We start from the raw sequence: 21,345 nt of genomic DNA on the forward strand, positions 1-21,345 counted from the left end.
CAGGAGAACAGCCATGAAATTCGTGAAGCTGCTGACCGCAGCGCACGTCGCGGGCGTGCTGCGGCACCCCCACGAGGGTGTGCTGCATGTTGACGATGCCGAAGCCGAGCGCCTCGTCGAGAGCAAGGTGGGTGAGGATGTCACCGCCGACTTTACCGCCAAGCAGAATCGGGAGACCCCGGTCGAAGCAGGCACCGAGCCGAGCGGCTCGCAAGCGGAGACCCCCGCCAATCCCCATCAGGCCGAAGTCGAAACCGACGCTCCGGCCGAGGCCAAGCCTGCGCGCCGCAAGGCCGCGGCGGACAAGGAGTAAGCCAAGATGGCACGCAACTTCATTCAACCCGGTGAGACCATCACCATGACCGCTCCCTACGCGGTAACCAGTGGCGCAGGGCTGCTGGTCGGCGCGGTGTTCGCCGTTGCCCTCGCCGCTGCTGCGCAGGGTGCTCCAGTGGAAGCGCGCCGCGTCGGCGTGTTCGACATGACCAAGGCCCCTGGAGAAGCTTGGGTGGCGGACACCACCAAGCTCTACTGGGACAACACCAACAAGCGGGTCACGTCGACCGCCACCGGCAACACGCTGATCGGCGTTGCTCGTCAGTCGCAGGCGTCTGCCGACACCGTCGGTCGCGTTCTGCTGACCGGCCAGATCGCCGCTTAAAGCCATGGATCCGTTCGCCCCGGCGCTCGACGCCCTGTTCCACGGGCCGGGCTCCGAGGCGGCGGACTACGTGACCGAAAGCGGCGTGCAGGAGGGGGTGCGGGTCATCCGTTCCCGCCCGACCGCCGATGCCCCGTTCGGCGACAGCCGGATCCGGCAGGACACCTGCATGATCGACGTGCGGCGCTCCGAAGTGCCGGCGCCTGCTGCCGGCGACCGCTTCCTGATCCGCGAGATTGACCCGGCCGCCCAGGCTGAGGTCCTAACCGTCTGCATCGTCACCGGCGACCCGGCGCTCGATGTCGAGCGCATGACCTGGACCTGCGAGGCGCCGGAAGCGTGAAATTCGAGGTCGAGGTTCCCGACTTTGCCAAGGTGATGCGCGAGGCCGAGGGGGGCGTCGCGCGTGCGGCTACCGTCGCGATGCGCGCCACCACTGGCGATGCACTGCGCGAGCTGCGCGGGCAGGTGACCTCGGCCGGCCTCGGACAGCGCCTGGCGAACACCTGGCGCGGCAACGTCTATCCGAAGTCGCGCAACGGGATGAACCCGGCCGGCTACATCTACAGCCGTGCCCCGGACATTATCGACAGCTTCGTGCGAGGCGCGACGATCTTGCCGGTAAACGGCTCTCGCTTTCTCGCCATTCCAACCGCCAGCGTGCCCCGGGCGCTTGGACGTCGCGGCTCTGCGCGCCGCATGACGCCGGAGCAGGTCGAGCACACCTTCAACCAGGACCTGTTCTATCAGCGCGGCAAGAATGGTCGTGTGCTGGCGTTCATCAACGCAGTGGGCGCGCGGCGCGGGCGCGGGATCCGCCAGGCCACTTCACGGCGACTGGCCCAAGGGCGGGTCCTCAAGCGCGTGCTGATGTTCACCCTCGTGCCGGTGGCGCGCATGCCCAAGCTGCTCGACCTAGATCGCCCCGCCGCGAATTGGAGCGCGGCCTACATCGCCGCATTCACGCGCGGGCTGGAGAAGAACTGGTGAGCAAGCGCCTCGATGTTCTCGCCGCGGTAAAGGCGCTCGTACAGGCGGCCGTGCCGCACTCGCAGGTGCTGGGGCTCGATGGCAGCGACGCTGCGCCCGCACGGATCCCGCCGACTGGCCGCGTCGTAATCCGGAGCGGCGAGCCCGGCGAGCCCGAAGTCGACCTCTGTCCGCTCGTCTACCACTATGCGCACCGCATCCCGGTCGAGGTGACCGGAGCTACCGAGGAAGAGGTCGACCGCATGATGGGTCGGATCGGCGCCCAGGTCGAAGCCGACCGCACGCTCGGCGGGCTGTGCGACTGGCTGGAGCCGACGGGACCCAACACCGACGACATCTACGGCGAGGGCGCGAACCCTGCGCGAGGCGCAGATTTCGACCTGGTCGCCTCCTACTCGACCACTTCCCCTCTCAACTGAGCCCGAAGGAACCCACCATGGCCGTACAGCCTACCCGCCGGCGCGCGCTCGGCATCAATGCCGTGCAGTCGGCCGTGTTCGAAACTGCTTATGGGCAGACGCCCACGAGCGGCTTCCGCCGCCTGCCGTTCGTCAGCAACTCGCTGGGGGAGGAGCGGCCGCTCATCGAAGACGATCAGCTTGGCTTCGGCCGCGAGGGGCTGGACCCGGAATATGATGTCGCGACGAACGATGGTGACGTCGTGGTGCCGATGGACACCCGCGCGTTCGGCTGGTGGCTGAAGCTGCTGCTCGGCGACCCGGTTTCCGCCACCGCGAGCGGCGTCACCACGCACACCTTCACTTCCGGCAAGGACCAGCTGCCGTCCGCGTCTATCGAGATCGGCAACCCCGAGATCCCGAGCTTCTCCGTCAACTTCGGCGCGCTCGCGAACCAGCTGCGCGTTTCGATGGCACGCTCTGGCATGCTCAACGCGACGATTGGCGTCATCGCGCAGGGCGAGACCCGCAAGCAGGCGCTGAGCGTTGCTGGCACGCCCACCACCCTGGCCGGCGAGCGGTTTCAGCAGGCGACGGGATCGATCAAGCGCGGCGGTGAGGTGCTGGGCAGCGTCACGGGCGCCGGTTTCACCTATTCGAACAATTACGAGAAGGTGGAAGCCATCCGCGAAGATGGCCGTATCGATGGCGCGGATCCGCTCAAGGCGATGATGAACGGCGAACTGACGATGCGGTTCGACCGGCTGGACCTCTATGATGCGGCTGTCGACGGCACCCCGATCGATCTGTCGTTCGGCTGGAAGCGGGGCGATTTCAGTCTCTTTTTCACTGTCCCGCGCGTGTTCCTCCCGCGGGTGAAGACGCCGATCACCGGCCCCGGCGGCGTCCAGGCCACGTCCAACTGGCAGGCATCTGGTGCCGGCGGTCACACGCTGACGGCCGTGCTCAAGAACGACGTGGCTAGCTACTGATCCTCCAGCGGAGAACGCCCGTGAAGAAGGAAGACACCGCCGCCAACGCGGCGACCGAAAAGACCCCGCCGCCGCTGCCGACCCATGCTGCCGCCGGCATCACCCCCGGCTTTGCAGACCTGCGCGTGATCGACGCCGAGACCGGCAAGGCGATCGCGCACGTGCTGGAGGCGGACACCGACAAGGGTACCGTCCGCCGCTATGCCGTCGAGCGCGGCAACTTCGTCCGCGAGGGCAGCGACCTGAAGGTCATCGAGGAGGAGCGCAAGGTCCGTCTCGAGTGGATCGGGGACGCCGCCTGATGCTCGTTGTCCAGAAAAAGGCAGAGGGGCCCGCATGGGTGCCCGTCATGGGCTGCCAGGTGCTGTTTGCGCCAGTCGACCGGAAGATGATGCGGGCGGCGCGGCGCGCTGCGATCAAGGCGATCCGGGGGCAGGAGCCCGAGGAAGGCGAAGAGGCCGCGGACGCCCCGCCCGCCGAGCAGCTGGAGGAGTTGGGGGACGCGCTCAGCGTGGCCTTGATCCTTGCCGGCGCTCGCGACTGGAAGGACGTCTGCCTGATGGCGGGGCCGGACGACGAGGGGCCGGGCGAGCCGCTTCCGTTCAGCCGCGAAAACCTTGAGTACGCGCTGTCCGACCCGCTCACTTTTGAAGCGTTCGACCAAGCCTATGTCATGCCGTTCGTGCAGCGGGAGCGGACAAAAAACGTCTCCGCCGCCTCTCATCTTGGCACTGGGGAGGCGGCGATGCCGGTGAACGATACTGCCAGCTCACCTGCCAAGCGAGCGAAGCGCGGCGGTGCGAGCAGTGCCCGTACCGGATCGAAGAGCCGGACACCGAGGAAGCGGAAGGTGTCTGGCAAGTCCTGACCTCCTGCGAGCGGCAGCTGCGCGTCCGGGGCATGGACGGCAAGCCGTTCGCCCTCGACTACGCCGCCGTAATGGCGATCGGCGCCGCCCTAGGCGCTGACATGGAAATGCTGGCGGACGTGCTGCCAGACGCGGAAGCCGTGATCGTCGCCCGGTTCGCCGGGGACGAAGCCGGGGATTGAGGAGGGCGCGTGGAAAAGTCCGTCTCGATCCGCATGGGCACCACCGGAAAGGCCGATGTCACCCGCACCTTTGACGAGATCGCCGCGTCGGGTGACGCGTCGGCAAAGCGCTGGAGCAAAGCCTACCAGCGGGCAGGTGAGGACGCCGAGGCGGCGATCCAGCGGCAGGCCAACGCTGCCGCGAAGATCGCTGCAATCACGCCCCAGTCGCCGCTGCAGATGCAGATCGCCGACGCGAACGGCACCGGCTTCGGCCAATGGGAGGGCTCGGCCCGGCAATCTGCGGCCGCGTTCAAGGAGCTCATCGCAACCGAAGAGCAGCTGGAGGCCAGGACCCGGGCGCTAGTGAGCGCGATCGATCCGGCGTTTGCGGCTCAGCAGCGCTACAACGCGGAGATCCGAGAGGCGGCGGCGCTGCACGATGCCGGGCGGATCACGCTCGATCAGTTCATGCAGGCGGAGGCCCAGGCAGCTGCGGTCCTCGAAAAGGTGGCTGGCGCAACGCGTACGGCCGCGACCGAGACAGCCGAGCTGACTGCGGTGCAGGCTCGCGTAGAGGCTGCTGCGGGAACCGGCTTCGGCCGGTGGGAGGGCTCGGCAAAGCGCTCGGCGCAGGCAATGAGCGAGTTGCTCACCGTCGAAGAGCAGTTGGACGCCCGGACCCGGGCGCTGGTCGCCTCTATCCTCCCCGCTGCGGCCGCACAGCAGCGGTTCAACGCCGAAATGGAGAACGCCCGGGACCTTGTCAGCAAGGGCAGGATCTCGCTCGACCAGTACGTCGCCAAGCTGGGGCAGGAGAGGGCCGCTCTCGACACGGCTACCGCGGCGCAGCAGCGCAATGCCAACTCGGCTGGCGCCCAGCGCGCGGCGATGCAGGGGCTGTCGTTCCAGGCGCAGGATCTATTCACCCAGCTATCGATGGGCGCGAACCCGCTCAGTGTGCTCGCAATCCAGGGCGGGCAGGCGGCAGGGCAGTTTGCCCACCTAGAGGGCAAGGCCGGGTCATTCGCCCGCTTCATGATCGGGCCCTATGGCCTCGCGATCACGGGTGGCATGCTGCTGCTCGGCGCGCTCACGGATCACCTGCTCAAGAACAACGACGCTTCGGAAAAGGCCGAGGCGGGCATGAAGAAGTTCCAGGACCGGCAGTCGGATATCGGGAACTTCATCGACACCACGACGGGCAAGCTCAAGGAGCAGAACCGCACGCTGGTGCTCAATGCCATCCTGACGCGGCAGGCACAGATCGCGGCGAACGAGAAGGCGATCACCGACGCCCGCAGCAAGGCGTTCGACCGCGCCGCGGATGCTACCCTCCGCACGACCCGCGCCGCTCCGGGCTCCACCACGAGCGGCGTGAGCTTCGAAGACGACGTCGATGTGCAGCGGGTCATTCGCTCTGCAGGTGGCGACGTGGCGAAGCTGGCCGACGGTCTGGCCGCGCTGGCGAAAACTCGGCCGGAACTGGCTCGGGTGGCCCTCGACGTATCCGGCATCGGCGGTCAGGCGATCATCGCCACGCGTGAGAACGCCGACCTGCAGAAGGAGCTCCGCGCGCTCCGTGGCGATACCACCGCCCTCGCAAACGCCGACACCGGCCTGCTGGAGGCGCGTGCCAAGCTCGCCGGGGCGACCACCACGCTCGACCGCGCGCAGGCGCAGTATCAAATCCGCATCAAGGAAGCCGATGCCGCCTATGCGGCGAGCGGCAAGACGCAGGCGGACCAGGCGAAGCTGCTGGAGGCACGCACGGCCGCCGAGCGCGATCTCAACGTCGCGCAGGACGCCAGCCGGCGCAGCGGTGATCGCCGCGCGGAATCGCTGGGCCGTCAGGCCGAGGCGATGGAGGTCAACGCCGAAGCGTCGCTCGACCTGGCGAAGGCCTATCTGGTGGGCGGAGCCGCCGCCCTGCGCGCCGAGGCTGCCCGCAAGGGCCTGACGGATGCCACGCGCCGCGGTATCGACACCGACGCGCAGGTCGCCCGTCAGTTGCAGGTGATGGTCGGCGAGCAGGTGGCGAGCGGCGCGAAGTCCGTTGCCCAGCTGCGTGAGGAGACCGAGGCACGCGCGGCTGTTCGCGCGCAGGTGCTCGCCGGCACGCTGCCCGCGCAGGACATGGCGCGAGCGCTGTCCGACGAGGCTGCGCTCCGGCCGCTGCTGAAGCTGCAGACGGTGGCGCAGGGCGAGGCGCTGGCGCAGCTGACGACGGTGATCGAGGCGTATCGCAAGGCGCTGGCCGAGATGCACGAGGAAGAGGCAAATAGCGGCGCTGTGAAGGCGACCGATGCGGCCAAGGCCCGGTTCGCGGAGACCATCTCCAGCATCTATGACCTCGCAAAGGATCCGCTGAGCCGCGCGATGGACAGCGCGCGCCGGGCCGCAGAGGCGGAGGCGGACGGCCAGGGCTACAAGGGAGAGGAGCGGCAGCGCTTCGTCGACGCCCGCGTAGATGAAGCCTGGGCGGGCGAGGCGAAGCGCCGGGCCGAGTATTACGCTGGCACCGTCGAGGATCAGCGTGATTCCCTGCAGCTTGCGCAGCTGGAGCTGGCGCTGTCCGCCGCCAACGATAACGAGCGCGGCCGTCAGGCCGAGAAGCTGCGGTTGATCCTGGACCTAAAGCGCCAGGGGATCGATGTCGACAGCGCCGAAGGCCGCGAAATCCTCGCGAACCATGAGCGTCTGGATGGCCTCTATAATCAGGCGAAGCTCGCCGCCGCCGGGTTCCAGGAGCTGCGCGACTTCGGCAGCGACTTCGTGGACACCGTGCTTTCCGAGGACACCTGGTCGAGCTGGGGGAACGCCGGCAAGACGGTCACGAACATGCTCAAGAGCGAGTTCATCAAGCTTGCGCTGCTTAACCCGATCAAGAACCTGCTGAACGGCGACAAGGCTCTGCCCACCCTCACCAGCGCGATCGGCAACATCGGGAAGCTGTTCGGCTCCAAGGGCGTCGGCAACAACGCCGCCGGCACCGAATGGTGGTCGGGCGGCGCGACGTGGCTGGCGGAGAACGGGCCGGAGATCGTCAACCTGCCGCAGGGTTCGCGGGTGACGTCGGCCGGTGAGACGCGGCGCCTGCTGGGCGGAGCGGGGGGACTGCCGGGGGGCGAGATGAAGCTGAAGCTTGAGCTAACCCCGTCTCCGTACTTTGACGCACGGGTTTCGTCGGTGGCGGGCCCGATGGTCGCTCAAGGCGCCCAGGTTGCAGCGGCGGGCGGCGCGGCGATCGCGGAGGCGAACGACATGGCGGCTGGCGCTCGACGTCTAGGGCGGGGTTGGCGCTGATGGCTGTTGAGATCCCGCATCTGCGGATCAAGTCTTTTGCCCTCCGTCCGCGCCTGTTTAGCGGGGAGCAGGAGGGTGCGCTTGGCGGCCCCGATCTCCCCATCCCGCGCCCTGGAGACCGTTTCGCGGCTGACGTCGAGACGACCCACTTCCGGAATGACGACGAGGGCCGGATGATGATGGCCGCGCTGTTCGAGGCCAGCAACGGCACAGCGGCTATGCGGATCATCCAGCCGAATCGAGCACGTCATACGGCCGGGTTTGGCGTGGTGGTCGATGGCGTGGACCAGGGGGGCACGACTTTGGCGCTGCGCGGATTGCAGCGGGGCTGGCTCACCCGCGGCAACTTCTTCAGCATCATTCATCGAGGCCGGCACTACGTCCACATGATCGCGGGCGCCGGGCAGATGATGGTGCCGGATACCGGAAGGGTGGAGTTGCCCATCTGGCCGATGCTCCGCTTCCTGACGATCGACGCTGAACCCGTCGAGTTCGTAGCCCCCAGGATCGAGGGGAAGCTGCTCGGCTTCGACAAGGGCGCGCTGTTCCGGCGCGCGAAGACGGACCCACTGTCGTTCAGCATCCAGGAGCGGGCATGACCTTTCGCCTGACACCCCAGATGTCGGCCGCGCTGCGGACCGGGCGATACCCGTTTGCGCCGCTCGTGCGGGTGCGGCTGCGCGGATACACGCTCTGCCAGGTGGTGGGGTCGGTTGAGGTGCCGTTCGGGGCGGACCGCTACGTCGGCGAGGATCCGCGCTTCGGCGTCCTGGTCGCTGCGAGCAACCTGAAAGACGGTGTAGCGGACGAGGCGCCGGATTGGCAGCTGACCTTCGTTCCTCCGAATGAGGCTGCAGCCTCGGAACTGGCGTCGGCAACCGCTCAGGGCGGGGAGGTCGCCGGCTGGCTCGGCTTGATCGATCCCGCGACCGGCCGGCTGCTGCCGGAGCCGTTGCAGCTGTTCGCTGGAGAGCTGGACGTGCCCCGGCTGAGGGTCGGGAAGGGGACGCGCACGCTGGAATGGCGCTGCGCCTCCGCACTCGAGACGTTCCATGACGAAGAGCGCGGCGCCCGGCTGTCGGATAGCTGGCACCGGATGATGTGGCCGGGCGAGACCGGGCTGGCGAACATGACCGGCATCGACAAGACGTCGCTATGGGGTGTCGAGAAGCCCCCCTCAAACGTCCGCGTTGTTGGCGGCGGCAGTCTTGCCGCCTCATTCCTCGGGAACATCGGACTATGACCGAGCTCCTCCGCCGCCAGCGTGCCGCGCAGGCGACGCTCGACCGCTTCAAGGGTCAGCCCCTGATCTATGGCAAAAACGACTGCGTGCGGCTGGCGGCATTTCTGCTGCGAAAGATGGGGCACCGGCCGCAACTGGCGAGGGCGGGCAGCTACAAGACGGCCCTGGGTGCGGCTCGCGCGCTCCAACGCTCGGGGTTTGAGGATCTGGCGGCTGCCGTCGACGCGCTGGGCCTGCCGCGCATTGCTCCCGCTGCTGCATGGGTAGCGGATCTGGTGCTGCTACCTGCCGCGGGTCCGTTTGGCGGCGCGCTAACCGTTGCCGTCGGGAACGGTCGCCTGATCGGTTATCACGAGGCTATCGAAGGGGCGGACATTCTTCAGCCGGTTGAGATGCTCACTGCCTGGCGGACCTAAGAGGCGCCCTGCTTCGGAGCGCAAGCGAGCGCTTGCTTGGCGGGCATCCAGGACCGGACGTGAGTGCCTTTATCGCCAGTCGTCAGGTCGACCCGAGCGGCCGCTTTGCCTGAGCTGACACCACCGGCAATCCACACCAGCGTGACACGGTCAGGTCGATCCGGCTGTCGGTAAACGTTCGGTGCCAGCCAGCCGTCCATATCGATCAGACACCGCTCGACGTCTCCGATCGAAGCTGAGGTGACGTAGTCAGCGACGGGCTCCTTCTCGTCGAACTTCGACAAGGGCCCGGAGATAGCCGGCGCGCTTAGCAGCATCAGTATCGGCGCCACCATGATCTTCATCTGTTCTATCTCCCAGGAGCACGCATGGCCAAGGCTCTCCGCACCGCAGCCTTCGTTGTAGGCGCAGTCGCGCTCGCTGCAACAGGCGTAGGGGCGGCTGTGACCCTTGGTGCGGTTGCAGCGAGCGCGACCACCGCCACGATCGCTACCGTTGCGACAGTGGCGCAGTTCAGTGCGGCCGCTCTGTCGATTGCCTCGGCGGCTGCCGCTCCAAAGGGCTCGCTTGGCGGCAATCCGACCCAGTTCACGATCGATAAGGAATCGGGCCTGCCGTACGCGATGGGCCGGACCTACTCGGCCGGCAAGGTCGTGCACCGCCAGTTCTATGGGTCGAAGAACAGCCTGGAGAGCTGGGTCGCGGTCCATAGCATCGGCCCTATCAAGAGCCTCGGGCCGTTCCAGGTCGAGAAGGCCACCGTCAATTTCTCCAACCGTGCGGCGCTGGGGACGTACGCGGGCTACATGTGGCTCGACCAACAGCTTGGCGCCTGCCCGGAAAGCCGCGCGTTGCAGGGGCCGCAGGGGGACTTTCCCGGCTGGAACGCCACCTCCAAACTATCCGGGCTCGCTGCCGACCTGTGGACGCTCAAGTTCGACAGCAAGGGCAAGATGTTCCCGAACGGGGTGCCCGAGCGCGGACGGATCCTTGAGGGGGTCTTCGTCTACGATCCCCGCCTCGACAGCACCTATCCGGGCGGGGTGGGCTCGTGCCGGCTGGGGCAGGAGGGAACGTACGTCTACAGCCAGAACCCGGCGTTGCATGCCATCACCTGGGCGCACGGGCGCGCGCAGAACGGCACGCTGATCGCCGGGGGCGGCATGAAGATCGTCGGCCTCGATCTCGCGCCGTTTGTCGAGTTCGCAAACGTCTGCGATGCGAACAATTGGAAGGTCGGCGGCATCGTCTACACGACGGCCGACAACGACTGGGACATCCTCAAGATGATCTGCCAGGCGGGCGGCGGCGAGCCGATGCCGGTCGCCGGGCAGCTGTCGGTCACCTTCAACGCCCCGCGCGTGTCGATCGGCACCATCACCAGCGCAGACATCATCGGCGACGTCGACGTGCCGGGCACCGCTTCCCGCCGGGCTCGCCGCAACACCGTCATCCCGTGGGTACGGCTGGAAAGCCACGGCTGGGAGATGGTCCCGCTCGACGCCATCCCGATCCCTGACTATGTCGCCGTCGACGGTGGCAGCCGGCCGTGGGAAGTGAAGTTCCCGCTGGTGCAGCAGATCGACCAGGGCGCGCAGCTGGGGCTCTACGAGATCCTGAACGGGCGCGAGCTCGACGGCATTCTTCTTCCCTGCAACGCGACCATGATCGGCTATCGCCCCGGTGACTGCCTGACGGTCGACATTCCCGAAGCCGCGCTCGTCGGCCGCAGCGTCGTGGTGCGTATGCGCGAGATCGACATGGCGACGGTCGGTGTGACCTTCACCTGCCGGTCGGAGACTGCCTCGAAGCACAACTTCGCGCTGGGCAAGGGCGGCACCGCGCCGCCGACGCCCGATCTTTCGATCCCCACGGTCGACCTCAGCGCGCCTGATGCCGCCGACTGGGCCGCCAACGGCGCGGTGCTGAGCGCCAACGGCGTGTCCTTCCCCGCCGTGATCGTCACCGGCGCGGCCGATGATCGTCCGATGGCAGGCGTCCTGTTCGAATACCGGCCCTATGCGGCTGGCGCCGAGCCGGACGCCGGCTGGAGCGGCGGAGGTATCGACGGAGCGGGCATCACTCGCAAGGAGATCACGAGCGTTAGCTCCGGCACGCAGTACGAGGTTGCGGTCCGCTATATGGTGGCGGGCGCCTACAGCGACCGGCTGGTGCTGGGCCCGGTCACAGCCGGGGTGTTTAGTGCGGCGGGCGGAACCCAAGCCGCAATCGCCAACTCCTTCCCCGTCGGCCTGACGATCTCGGCCGGCGACGACGGGACGCTGACGATCAGCGCGCACACTCGCCGCTACACCGACGGCCATCCGGACGTTGCCGTTGCCGGGGCGACGATCGCCACCGGCCTTGCTCCCGGCTCTTTCCGAGCGCTTGGCTATGACGACGAGGAGCGCCTTGGCGGCGCGGTGACCTACCAGTTGTTCGAAGACGATATCGACGCCCGCGCTGCGCCAGACCACCCCGGCCGGCACTACCTGGGCTATGCAATCATCCCGACCGCCGGAAGCCCGCCGTCGAGCGGCGGCGGCGCGACCCCGCCGGGCGGGCAGTGCGTGACCACCGACACGCCGATCCTGATGGCCGATGGTACCGAGAAGCCGGCTGGCGACCTTGCCGTTGGTGACCGCATGCTGACGCGGCACGAGCTGCGGCTGAACGAGATCGCAGGGGGATGGGGCATCTTCCCGGTTGAGGCGGTGGAGATCGCGGACAGCGAAGACGTCTGGCAGGCGGAGGTTGGCGGCCGGCAGCTGCGCGCCACCGGCGACCACCTGGTCTACACCGGCGCCTGGGTGAAGATGCGCGACATCGGCACGCCGGTTCCGGGTTCACATCGGATCGTGAAGGCGACCGTGACGGACGCCCATACCTACGTCTCCAACGGCGTCCTCTCGCACAACATCAAGATGGAGCCGCGGCAGGTCGACCAGACCTGATCCAGCCGGCCAGCCGTCCTGTCCGCACCCAAACACCTGACCGGAGAACCGTCCATGACGCAGGATGTCACGGCACGCCACGATCTCAAGATCTGGCGGAACGACGACTATTATGAGTACCCGATCCGTGTCGTCGGTGCCGACCTGAAGGACATCGCGCTTGCCATGGAGGTTCGCCTGGAGGGCGACGTTCCCGGCCCGCCCAAGATTGCTCTGGCTAAGGTTGTGCCGGGCCAGGGGGGTGCTACCTCCGAAACGCAGGGCGTCCATTTCCGAGGTGTGACTGTCGTTGACGGTGTCGACGTCAGCGACATCCGGATCCGGATGGATCGTAGCACCCTGCAGGGTCTCGGCTATGACGGACCGGTCGGAACTCCCGCCGAGTTCGAATATGCGCTCGTCATCGGGGGGCGCACGCGGCTCACCGGGCGGGTCATTCTGCCGGCGCACCCATACCGCTCCGATGACGCTCCCGCCAACCGGCCGCTTGCCTATGCATCGGGAATGGCACGGCAAGCGGTGTCCCCAGATGCGGGCGCAACCCTGACGATCAGCCAGGACGGCGGGGCGACTGTCGTGATCGATGGCGCCGACCTGATCGGCGAGGTGCGCGGGGCAGTTGAGGCTCTACGCGACGAAGCCGTGGCAGCAGCAGTTGAGGCCACCATCGCGCTCGACAACCTGAGCACCGACAGCACCGAGTTCATCGGTCGCCCCGGTGGCGCCGTGCTTGTCGACGGCACGCCGAAGGGCACCGGCGCGGTATACTGGCACGACACCGTCGACCACCCGGGCACGCTCCAGTCCATCGACGTGTTCGACAAAGGGGCCGGCACCGTGCGGATCGCCGTCTATCGTGGCGCGCCATCCAACCTCACCCGCGTTGCGCTGGAAAGCGTCACCACCTCGGGCAGCGGAACGGTTCGCAACCGCCCGCTGGCAAACCCCATCGCTGTGCTGCCGGGCGACATCCTCGCAATTCAGCCTTCCGATGGCGCGCTCGCCGTGGCTCAGGTGCAGTCGGGCGACGCTGGCTACACCTATAGCTTCCCGGACCTCCCCGAGACGATCTCGCTCGATGCCCCGACCACGAACGGCCAGGTGCAGCTCCGCTGGTGCATCGCGTACCGGAAGCAGGTCGTCACCGCGCAGACCTTCGCCGAGCTTTCGGGGGTCAAGATCCTCTCCGCCCGCGCCGTCGCCCTTTCCAGCGCAGCGAACCCGCGCGGCTATGTCGAGTGGACCACCAGCGGCCAGCCCACAGCGCACACCGTCAAATGGGGTAGCCGCACGGTCACGCTCGGCGGCGACGCGCGCCGGATGGAGTTCCCCAGCAACTCCCTCGCGCAGCCGTTCGCCTTCATCGGCAACTCCCTCGCGGACAGCACCGACACCACCGATCGCTGGACGCAGGAACTCGCCGCTCGCTACGGCCAGCCCTTCGTGTCGGTCGCCCGCTATTCGTCAGACGCCCGGATGGTCTACCGCAGCGGCGCCAAGCCGATCGTGCTGACGCTGGCCGGGGCTCTGCCTGCCAGCGGCACGGTCGCGATCACCCAGATCAACGGCGCGCCGATCGACGGCAACAACCCGGCCGCGTTTCTGACGACGGGCGACCCGGGCCTGACGACCGGCATGAGCATGACCGGCCGTCTTCAGCGAAACGGCGAAACGCGTCGCGTCACGGTCTCGGCGCCCAACGCCGCCAGCTTCGCCTATCGGGTCGCCCAAGAGCCGGGCCAGGCAGCGATCACGTTCGACGGGCCCGCAACGTTTGTGCCTGACTTCGCACTGTCCGTTGCCGGGCGGACCGCCGTCGTCTGGATGGGCAACAACTTCTTCTTCAGCGGCGTCGCGAACGAATACGGCGACCACACGAATCCGCAGATGTGGGTCGACCTCAGGCTGATCGTCGCCTTCCTGCAATCGCAGGGATGCCGCGTGCTCCTGCTTCCGTTAATTCCGGTTGCGGAGTGGACGACGCGGGGGCTCGGTACCCCGTACACGGCGATGGAAGCCGCCAATGCGCGGACGGAGGCACTGTTTCCGGGGCTGATGGCGAAGCACGCGGATGGCCGCACGCTCTTGCAGTTTTTGCAGAGCCGCAACGATGGATCGGCGAACGATCTGGCGGACGTGGCAGCGGGCTTCACCCCGCGGTCGTTGCGACGCGCGGGCGATACCCTCCACCTCAACGCGGCAGGCGATCGTGCCGTTGCCGACTTCGTGGACAGCGCGCTTCGGGCGCAGTCGCTGCCCGACCCGGTGACGCAGACGACCGACTTCACGGTCACCGCGATCGGTGCGAATGGGCAGCATAGCGCAATCGTTCGGGTCGACCGCGGCTCCGCGGTTGCCGCGTCCGATCTTGAGCGGCCCGGCGGAGGCACTGTCGAAACCGATCTGGCCGCCGTCGAGCTCAAGACGGCTGGGCTTGCCCCGGACCCGCTGACGAAGCTGTCGACAGCAGACCCAGCACTGCTCAACCTCATCGCCGCCTTCGTCGACGAGGCGGGCCACTTCGGCGCGGGTCTGGGTTCTGATGGCGCATGGACTGCAAAGAGCCTGCAGGCTCTGTCGAGCGTCGTTGCCCCGCTGGTCAAAGCAGCGTCCCTGCTGATGCCGGCCGGAGCACAGGCGAGCATGGGGCGCGATAGCGCGGTGAAGTTCGACGAGCGCGGCTCGATCGGCCGGGACCAGGGCGGCGCCCGGATCGACCTGGAAGATGCCAACTATGACGCGGTGATCCAGGACGACGCCGGCAATGTCCTGTTCGGTGTCATGGGGCGCAAGGTTTTCGGCCCGCGCTTCACCGCTGAGATGGGCAACGAGCGCCTTACCGTCAGCTACTTCAACGGGGTTACAATCGACTTCGGCAAGCACGACTATGATGTCGCGATTGCCGACCCGCAGGGGCACGTCCTTGCCGGGTGGATGAACGGCGCCTTCTATGGTCCGGGCAAGTCCGGGGACGACGACGCTCTCGACGCGCAGGACGCGGCGAACAAAGCCTATTCACAGTCGGTCTACATGCGGCGTGTCACCACCGTCCAGCGGCCGACCTCGCCCTATGTGCTGCTGCCGGTGTACGGGCAGTCGCTGGCGCAGGGCGACGAGACCTGGCCCGCGCTGTCCCGCACCAATCGCTTCGGCAATCTGATGCTGGGCGACAGCGTCCAATACCTTGGCGGTGGGGTCAACGCGACAACGGGCACCTTCCTGCCGGTGGGCGGTGCCGACGTGCTGAAGCCGCTGGTGGCGGTGACGTTTTCGAACAACAGCACGTTCGTTGATGCGGCCGGCGAGGCGCAGCTCGCACCCGGAAATGGCGCGCGCGGCGAGCCGATCAACCACGGCTGGGCGAACGGCGCGCGCTACGCGCTCGGTCAATATCTGCTCAACGAAGACTATTCGTCGCGCCGCTTCGTCTCGGTCAACGTCGCGGTCTCCGGCGCAACCATCGGCGAGCTGGCGAAGAACCACACCGAGGGCGGAAGCGAGAGCTACGGGCGGTACACGAGCGCCATTACCAAGGTGAAGGCGATCGCGAGCGCCGACGGCAAGTCGGTCACGGTTGGCGCTGTCGGCTACATGCAGGGCGAGCACGACTATCAGCAGGCGAGCGGCCACAATTCTCTGAACCGCACCTATGCAACGTACCGCCAGAAGTTCGAGGCAATGATCGCCAACATGCAGGGCGATGCGATCAGCATCACCGGGCAGGCGCTGCCGCCGCTGTTCCTGACCTACCAGACCAGCGGCAGCTACACCCGCGACGTCGATGGCGACGGCGTTCCCGGCCTGCATGTCGGCATGGCGCAGCTCGACGCGGTTCTCGCCAACCGCGCAACCGCGGCGATGGTCGGGCCGGCCTACCCGTACACGGACAAGGGCGGGCATCTCGACAGCAACGGCTCGCGCTGGTTCGGGCACCAGTTCGCCAAAGTCTATCACCACGTCGCGGTGGAAGGCCGGGCCTGGGAGCCGCTGCGCCCCATCAAGACCACCAAGTCGGGCACCTCGACGATCTATGTCTCGTACCATGTCCCGTTCGGCCCGCTCGTCTTTGACGAGCCGCAGATGTCGGGCGGGAACGAATACAGCAGTCCGACGAAGGGCTTTCGCCTCACCGACGACGCGGGTGCGATCGGGATCGCCGAGGTGTCGATCGTCCGCGACACCATCATCCGCATCACCACGACGCGCGCGATCGGGGCGAACGCCAGGGTCTGGTACGCCAGCCAGGGCACCACGGGCAACGGCATGGTCCGCGACAGTGATCCGGCCGTCGCCTGCGACAACTACGTCTACGAGCCCGAGCGCGGAATGTACCCGACCGCCAACATCCCTCAGTTCGTGAACAAGCCTTACCCGCTCTGGAATTGGAGCGTCGCCTTTTTCCTTCCGGTCGCTTGAGGAGCCGATCCCATGTCCATTCTTATCACTGTTCCCGGCGCCGACTTCAGCGCGATCGGCAACCCCAAGGTCAACAAGCTGCTCTACGGCGTCCCGGCCGACAATCTCGAGGCGCTGTACCTCTTCGAGAGCGGCACCGTGGGCGAGGCCTATGCGGGTCCGGCTACCGACCGGAGCGGCAGGGGCAACGACGCTCCGCTTATCCCCGGCTCTGTCGCCTTCAAGACCGCCGGGGGCGTTGCCACGTCGCTCGACCGGGTGACGCGAACGGGCGGTCTTGCGGTTTTCTCGCCCGTACCCCTCACCGACAAATTCACTGTTTTTGGCATAAGCCGCAATCTGCTGCCCCCCGAGGCGGTGACGAGCGGAACCGTTTACGTGATCCCTTGGTCCGCTTCTGGTGACTGGAACACGCCCGCGCAGCCGCTCATGTCCAACCCGAATAGGGGTTCTCTCAACGGGGGTGACGGCCTGTTGCACATCAATCAGCAGACCAGCCCCACCGGCACCATCGCCGAAATGGGCGCTCTGTCGTTCCGAGGGACGCCAAACAACACTCAAGCGTGGGGTGGCGGGCAGGTGCGCCCCGGCCCCCAAATGGCGGGCACGCCAAAGGACTCATATATCGCTTGGGCGCTCTCGTTCGACCGGTCTGCCGGCTACACCTTCCGCGCCCTCGGCGGTGGTCACACCATTGCGTCGCCGGAAGATGCAGCGGTTTGGATTGACTACCAGAAGTCGGTTGGCGCCCGGCATGTGTTCGGCGCGGTGGGCTACACCTCGCAGACTGTCATCGGCGAAATAGCGATGGCCGGCATCTACAAGAACGTCACCAAGACAGCAGCCGAGATGGATGTCCTGATCGCCTCGCTGAAGAGCCGCATGGCGTTGCGCGGGATCTCTGCCCTCTAAGGCACCCTCCCGAGGTGAAGCGAAGCCCGGCGCGCTCCGGGCAGGGAGATATCCCATGAACCCACTTTGGGGAATGTTCGCGGTGCTCGTCGGCACCTTCCTGCCCCTGTCGATGACGCTAAGGGCAGGGGCACAGGTGTTCCACGATCGCAGCTATGGCCTGTGGCATCCGGTGAACGTCTATCGCTGGATCAAGATCGCGCTGATCGTCCCGCTGCTGGCCGTGGTCAGCCCGGCCGGGGCGTTCCTGATGTTCGGCATCGGGGACGAGGGTATGGCCGAGCGGATCGTCACCTTCCTCGCCTCTGCGAGGGGCGTGATCCTCGTGGCCGGCTTGCTGCTCGCGGCCTTCGTGATCGACAAAGAACGTCCACGCATGATCGACCAGCTGACGCGCCGGCCGACGTCGGACGAGCATCGCACGCGCATCCAGTTCCGCCACGACACCATGATCGTCCTCATCATTCTGGGGCTCGCCCTGATCTCGGCTCCGTTTGTCTGATGGCCGGGCAGAGCGTGGTCCCTGCGGCCGTGGGGCCGGCCGCAGTCGCGCTGCTTGGCCTCAATATCCCGATCGTGCCGGCGCTCTTCGGCGTGGCTGGCGTCGTTCTGGGTCGATACATCGCGCAGTCGGTGCGCCGTGAGGGGGAGGAGCGCGTCCCCAGCCGGGCGAACTTCGCTGTTACCGTGCTGTTCGCGCTCGCCATGATCGCATTCTCGTCAGAGCGCGAGCTGACGCCGTTTCGTGCGCTCGGTGCCGGCGCGTCGGCCGGGTTCCTCGGGCTGGGTCTGCTTGAGTTCGTCGCCGCCCAGTTTTCGGAGCGGGTGCGCGGCGCGATCGACGGGTTCTTCAACCCTCGCAAATAGCGGCTCCGGCCGCCTTCAACATCGAAAGGAACGACGATGCTCAACAAGGGGCAGCCCGAGCCACGCCCGGGCAGCAAGCCAGCCGCGCGGAAGGGGACACTCGTTGCGCTGATCGGCGCTGTTGCGGCGGCCGGGCTCTACACCAGCATTCCGGCGGACGAGAGCGGCCGGAAGGTGGCTGTCAGCGTGACGCCTGCGGGCCAGGTCGTGAGCAACCCGATCAGTGGCCCCGAGCACCTGAAGGCCTATCGTGACATCGTTGGCGTCTGGACCGTGTGCGACGGCGACACGAAGAACGTCACCGCCGGCACGATCGAGACGCGAGAGGGGTGCCAGGCGCGGCTGGAGCGTCAGCTGCTCGCCCATGCGGAACCGGTCATGGCGTGCGTTCCAACGCTGGCCGAACATGGTCGCGACTATCAGCGCTGGGCCGCTGTCAGCTTGGCGTACAATATCGGCACTTCTGGCTTCTGCGGATCGACTGTCGCGCGACGCTTCAACGCCCGGCAGTGGCGCAGCGGTTGCGACGCCTTCCGTATGTGGAACAAGGCGGGCGGGAAGGTGGTGCAGGGGCTGGTCAACCGGCGCGAGCGCGAGCGGTCGATCTGCCTCACAGGGCTGGCAGCGTGAACTGGCCGCTTATCCTCCGCTTCTGGTGGGCGGTGCCGATGCTGGTGCTCGGTGCTGCGCTGCTCGCCACCCGGGCCACGCTCGCCGATCGCACCGCAACGCTGCGCGCCGAGCGCGCGGCGTGGACGGCCGCGCTGGATGACGCGGAGAAAGCCCGGCTGGAGGCGGAGCGCCGGTATGCCAGCAACCTCGCCCAGGCGGCGACGAACTATGCCGACGGCCTGGCCGCGCGCCAGCCGATCATTGTCCGATCCACAAACACCGTGAGGGAATATGCGCAGACTGATGCTGGCCGCGTGCTGTGCCGCGATGCTGACCGGGTGCGCGCGGTCGATGCCCTCGATGCCGAGCTTGCCGAGGCCGCCGCGGGCGGCGCAGGAGCCGTGCGTCCCGACGCCGCAGCGCCGGCAGGCGGACGGTAGCGCCACCGCTGCCGACGACGACGGCACGATCCGCGACGGTAGGTTTGACCTGGCCGCGTGCGAGGCGAAACGTCGGCTGCTGGTGGAAAGTTGGCCCAGCTAGTCGAAGTCAGCTATCTGACGGTGCTGGAGGAGGCGCTCCAAAGGCAAGTAGTGCTGACACGTCCGCGCTATTAAGCCAGGTCCACACATGCTGAGGGAGAGTTCCGGAGGCTTGACTGGATGATGTTTCCGCCACGAAAAATGGTGCGGACGGCGGGAAGAACGTCCGCAGGTTCTCGTAAAGAGTTATACGGTCAAGGTTAGTGCGAACTAAAATGCATCCGTTGAACGGCTTTGCCCACGTGAAGACATAGCGGTTGCTCTGCACAAAAGCATTAAGTTGCTGTTCTACATTCTGCATTTGGGCGCTGTCGTAAGAGATCGCGAAAGTCGTCATTCTACCGCTCCCGCCCTGTCGCGAGGATTATCAATCAATCGCGCACCTTCTCCTGTGATTATGTGCTGGCCGTCGGGCGTTCCTATCAAGGCGACATACTGTCGTTGGATGCGGAAGTCCTCAGTCTGAAGTCGGTCGGGATCACGAATCGCGAAGTAGATATAGGCCCATAGAGCCACGCCTAACGGGACAACTCCGATGATCAGCAGCAGCCAGCTGAGCGGTGAAGGCCGAACGTAAACCGCAGCCGTGACGGTAACACTCAACACGGCCACCGCCAGCGCTCCAATTGGTGTGAGAATGCTTTTCTTCGGAAACGCGTCCATTCGCGGCAGCCAACCAGGTGGTGTCATTTCATTATTCTCCCCCCTTCGCCACCGGCGAGGTTAGCGACAACGAGCCGCTTGGCAATCCTGCGCAATCATCAAAGGACGAGGTCGCCAAGTCGAGCCCGGCCGTTGCGCTAGTTATCAGTAACCGAGCAAGTTTTCAGCAGTATGGTGTCCGGTAGAGCATCAGCTTGGCCGCTGAGTTAATCGTCGCGATGATCCGCTCGGTCTCATCCCTCGCGTATCCCGCCAACCGTGTATATGGAAGGAAGGCGAATACCCGCCGCCTTTCGAGTGGGGGGCCATCTAGATTATACAACCGGTCTACTTTGGATGCGTTACACCCGATTGCCTCAGCGGCATGGAAGTGTGACCGCCGACCGCGGGTACATGGTGACGCCGCTCCCAGAGTCCTTCCGGCACGTGCACGCGGCCAATGTGCACGGCTAGGTGTTGGCGCTGATCGCGACGAGCGCCGCGGCCGGATCGGAGCCTACGGACCTCCGCCCGCTAAGGGCATCTACCGATTGGACGGGCGCCGAGACCCTGTAGGCCGGGCACAGCCATCGTCGTCTTGCAACCGCGATGATGGCACGGCTCGGCGGGGGTATCGGCAGCAGCCCGCCGAGCCGCTACTGTTCGGCTGGCGGCTCGTCATCGATATCCCTCACCGCGCGCACTTCGCGACCGCTGCTTGCTCCTCGCCTCCTTGGAGGTGGCAGCACCCATCCGTCGGCGGTGCCGTCGCACTGGCACGGCTGGGGCGGGGGCTTAGACGTGCCGGGTGCAGGGGTGGTTGGTTACCGTTGAAACACCGGCCTTCCTTGACGCCGAACTACGTATCTCTGCCTATGGGACGCGGCTGCGGGCGCTGTACCCAAAGCTCAGCCATTAGCGCCCTCCAAGCAAGCTCATGGTTAGGCTCGGCGGGGGGCACATGGAGCCCGCCGAGCCGCCCCTACGCCTTCCACGGCGGATCGCCCACCAGCATGTGCATCTCGACGGAAAACAGAACCGGACCTCGCTCCTCAGCGACCTCCAACCGACAATCGCATGCCGCGCAAGGTTCCACGCTCTTCTCTCGGAGCAGTTCCGTGGCGAAGTTCACAGCGGTCGACTTCGCTTCCTGGAAGCCGGTGAACTCGAATAGATCAGCGGACGGAGGGCTTAAGCCGTCGTCCACCACAAATCGGTAGAGGGGCATGGCCGATTCCTTAAACAGAAATTAACCATCTACCCGATTATTGGCTTTCGTGCCATAACATGGATGTGCTGGCGGTCACCCTTCCCGGTTAGGCTGCTTGCGGCGGCTAAGTGCTTCTACAGATGGATCAGGGCCGC

At 66.6% G+C, this 21,345-nt stretch carries 24 protein-coding genes; 20 read left to right on the forward strand and 4 right to left on the reverse strand.

From position 1 onward, the window contains the following. Positions 1–13 precede the first annotated feature (13 nt). From QP045_RS13365 to QP045_RS13425, 13 genes are read left to right on the forward strand one after another with little or no spacing between them, the layout of a single operon-like run. Positions 14–313 carry a hypothetical protein gene (locus QP045_RS13365; RefSeq protein WP_422515485.1) on the forward strand — a complete coding sequence of 100 codons (300 nt, stop codon included), beginning with the start codon at positions 14–16 and terminating at the stop codon, positions 311–313. A 6-nt stretch (positions 314–319) separates the two neighbouring features. Next, positions 320–661 (forward strand): DUF2190 family protein, encoded by a 342-nt coding sequence (locus QP045_RS13370; protein ID WP_422515486.1) that lies wholly within the window; start codon positions 320–322, stop codon positions 659–661. 4 nt (positions 662–665) lie between these two features. Next, positions 666–1,004: a head-tail joining protein gene (locus QP045_RS13375; RefSeq protein ID WP_422515487.1), complete on the forward strand. Its 339-nt coding sequence runs from the start codon at positions 666–668 to the stop codon at positions 1,002–1,004. After that, the gene (locus QP045_RS13380; RefSeq protein WP_422515488.1) at positions 1,001–1,651 is read left to right on the forward strand and encodes a DUF6441 family protein; all 651 of its coding nucleotides are present in this window, start codon (positions 1,001–1,003) and stop codon (positions 1,649–1,651) included. The genes QP045_RS13375 and QP045_RS13380 overlap by 4 nt, the downstream gene beginning before the upstream one ends. Beyond that, positions 1,648–2,070, forward strand: coding sequence for a hypothetical protein (locus QP045_RS13385; protein ID WP_422515489.1), 423 nt, complete (start codon positions 1,648–1,650; stop codon positions 2,068–2,070). The genes QP045_RS13380 and QP045_RS13385 overlap by 4 nt, the downstream gene beginning before the upstream one ends. A 17-nt stretch (positions 2,071–2,087) precedes the next feature. Then, the gene (locus tag QP045_RS13390) at positions 2,088–3,041 is read left to right on the forward strand and encodes a phage tail tube protein (RefSeq protein ID WP_422515490.1); all 954 of its coding nucleotides are present in this window, start codon (positions 2,088–2,090) and stop codon (positions 3,039–3,041) included. A gap of 20 nt (positions 3,042–3,061) precedes the next feature. Beyond that, positions 3,062–3,343 (forward strand): hypothetical protein, encoded by a 282-nt coding sequence (locus QP045_RS13395; protein ID WP_422515491.1) that lies wholly within the window; start codon positions 3,062–3,064, stop codon positions 3,341–3,343. Then, positions 3,343–3,909 carry a hypothetical protein gene (locus QP045_RS13400; RefSeq protein WP_422515492.1) on the forward strand — a complete coding sequence of 189 codons (567 nt, stop codon included), beginning with the start codon at positions 3,343–3,345 and terminating at the stop codon, positions 3,907–3,909. The genes QP045_RS13395 and QP045_RS13400 overlap by 1 nt, the downstream gene beginning before the upstream one ends. Before the next feature lie 32 nt (positions 3,910–3,941). Further along, complete coding sequence (locus tag QP045_RS13405; protein WP_422515493.1) at positions 3,942–4,091, forward strand: DUF7697 family protein; 150 nt, start codon at positions 3,942–3,944, stop codon at positions 4,089–4,091. Positions 4,092–4,100: 9 nt separating this feature from the next. Then, the gene (locus tag QP045_RS13410; RefSeq protein ID WP_422515494.1) at positions 4,101–7,376 is read left to right on the forward strand and encodes a phage tail length tape measure family protein; all 3,276 of its coding nucleotides are present in this window, start codon (positions 4,101–4,103) and stop codon (positions 7,374–7,376) included. Then, positions 7,367–7,975 carry a hypothetical protein gene (locus QP045_RS13415; RefSeq protein WP_422515495.1) on the forward strand — a complete coding sequence of 203 codons (609 nt, stop codon included), beginning with the start codon at positions 7,367–7,369 and terminating at the stop codon, positions 7,973–7,975. Before QP045_RS13410 ends, QP045_RS13415 begins: the two co-directional genes overlap by 10 nt. Continuing rightward, entirely contained in the window at positions 7,972–8,619 is a 648-nt protein-coding gene (locus QP045_RS13420) for a hypothetical protein (RefSeq protein WP_422515496.1), read from the forward strand. The genes QP045_RS13415 and QP045_RS13420 overlap by 4 nt, the downstream gene beginning before the upstream one ends. Next, a complete protein-coding gene (locus QP045_RS13425; protein ID WP_422515497.1) occupies positions 8,616–9,035 on the forward strand; it encodes a DUF6950 family protein in 420 nt (139 codons plus the stop codon). Before QP045_RS13420 ends, QP045_RS13425 begins: the two co-directional genes overlap by 4 nt. Here QP045_RS13425 and QP045_RS13430 read toward each other — a convergent pair. Next, positions 9,032–9,379, reverse strand: a complete 348-nt coding sequence (locus tag QP045_RS13430; RefSeq protein WP_422515498.1) for a hypothetical protein — start codon at positions 9,377–9,379, stop codon at positions 9,032–9,034. The two genes, QP045_RS13425 and QP045_RS13430, sit on opposite strands and share 4 nt — an antisense overlap. A gap of 24 nt (positions 9,380–9,403) precedes the next feature. Here QP045_RS13430 and QP045_RS13435 point away from each other — a divergent pair, with 24 nt between their 5' ends. Genes QP045_RS13435 through QP045_RS13465 form a run of 7 tightly spaced genes read left to right on the forward strand, consistent with a single transcriptional unit; the run spans position 9,404 to position 19,236 of the window. Next, complete coding sequence (locus QP045_RS13435) at positions 9,404–11,989, forward strand: hypothetical protein (RefSeq protein ID WP_422515499.1); 2,586 nt, start codon at positions 9,404–9,406, stop codon at positions 11,987–11,989. A 54-nt stretch (positions 11,990–12,043) separates the two neighbouring features. After that, positions 12,044–16,405: a hypothetical protein gene (locus QP045_RS13440; RefSeq protein WP_422515500.1), complete on the forward strand. Its 4,362-nt coding sequence runs from the start codon at positions 12,044–12,046 to the stop codon at positions 16,403–16,405. Positions 16,406–16,417: 12 nt separating this feature from the next. After that, positions 16,418–17,317: a hypothetical protein gene (locus QP045_RS13445; protein WP_422515501.1), complete on the forward strand. Its 900-nt coding sequence runs from the start codon at positions 16,418–16,420 to the stop codon at positions 17,315–17,317. Positions 17,318–17,372: 55 nt separating this feature from the next. Continuing rightward, on the forward strand, positions 17,373–17,819 hold the full coding sequence (locus tag QP045_RS13450) for a hypothetical protein (protein ID WP_422515502.1): 447 nt from the start codon (positions 17,373–17,375) through the stop codon (positions 17,817–17,819). After that, a complete protein-coding gene (locus tag QP045_RS13455; RefSeq protein ID WP_422515503.1) occupies positions 17,819–18,184 on the forward strand; it encodes a hypothetical protein in 366 nt (121 codons plus the stop codon). The genes QP045_RS13450 and QP045_RS13455 overlap by 1 nt, the downstream gene beginning before the upstream one ends. A 36-nt stretch (positions 18,185–18,220) precedes the next feature. Continuing rightward, the gene (locus QP045_RS13460) at positions 18,221–18,814 is read left to right on the forward strand and encodes a lysozyme (protein ID WP_422515504.1); all 594 of its coding nucleotides are present in this window, start codon (positions 18,221–18,223) and stop codon (positions 18,812–18,814) included. Then, positions 18,811–19,236: a hypothetical protein gene (locus QP045_RS13465; RefSeq protein ID WP_422515505.1), complete on the forward strand. Its 426-nt coding sequence runs from the start codon at positions 18,811–18,813 to the stop codon at positions 19,234–19,236. The genes QP045_RS13460 and QP045_RS13465 overlap by 4 nt, the downstream gene beginning before the upstream one ends. 109 nt (positions 19,237–19,345) lie before the next feature. Here the strand turns inward: QP045_RS13465 and QP045_RS13470 are convergent, their stop codons facing one another. The 3 genes from QP045_RS13470 to QP045_RS13480 all read right to left on the reverse strand — a co-directional run bounded on the left by QP045_RS13470 (position 19,346) and on the right by QP045_RS13480 (position 21,208). After that, a complete protein-coding gene (locus QP045_RS13470) occupies positions 19,346–19,675 on the reverse strand; it encodes a hypothetical protein (protein WP_422515506.1) in 330 nt (109 codons plus the stop codon). After that, entirely contained in the window at positions 19,672–20,001 is a 330-nt protein-coding gene (locus QP045_RS13475) for a hypothetical protein (RefSeq protein ID WP_422515507.1), read from the reverse strand. The genes QP045_RS13470 and QP045_RS13475 overlap by 4 nt, the downstream gene beginning before the upstream one ends. Positions 20,002–20,962: 961 nt before the next feature. Beyond that, positions 20,963–21,208 (reverse strand): DUF6894 family protein, encoded by a 246-nt coding sequence (locus QP045_RS13480; protein WP_422515508.1) that lies wholly within the window; start codon positions 21,206–21,208, stop codon positions 20,963–20,965. Positions 21,209–21,345: the final 137 nt, after the last annotated feature.

Source organism: Sphingomonas sp. 3-13AW (assembly GCF_049311085.1).
GTDB lineage: Bacteria > Pseudomonadota > Alphaproteobacteria > Sphingomonadales > Sphingomonadaceae > Sphingomonas.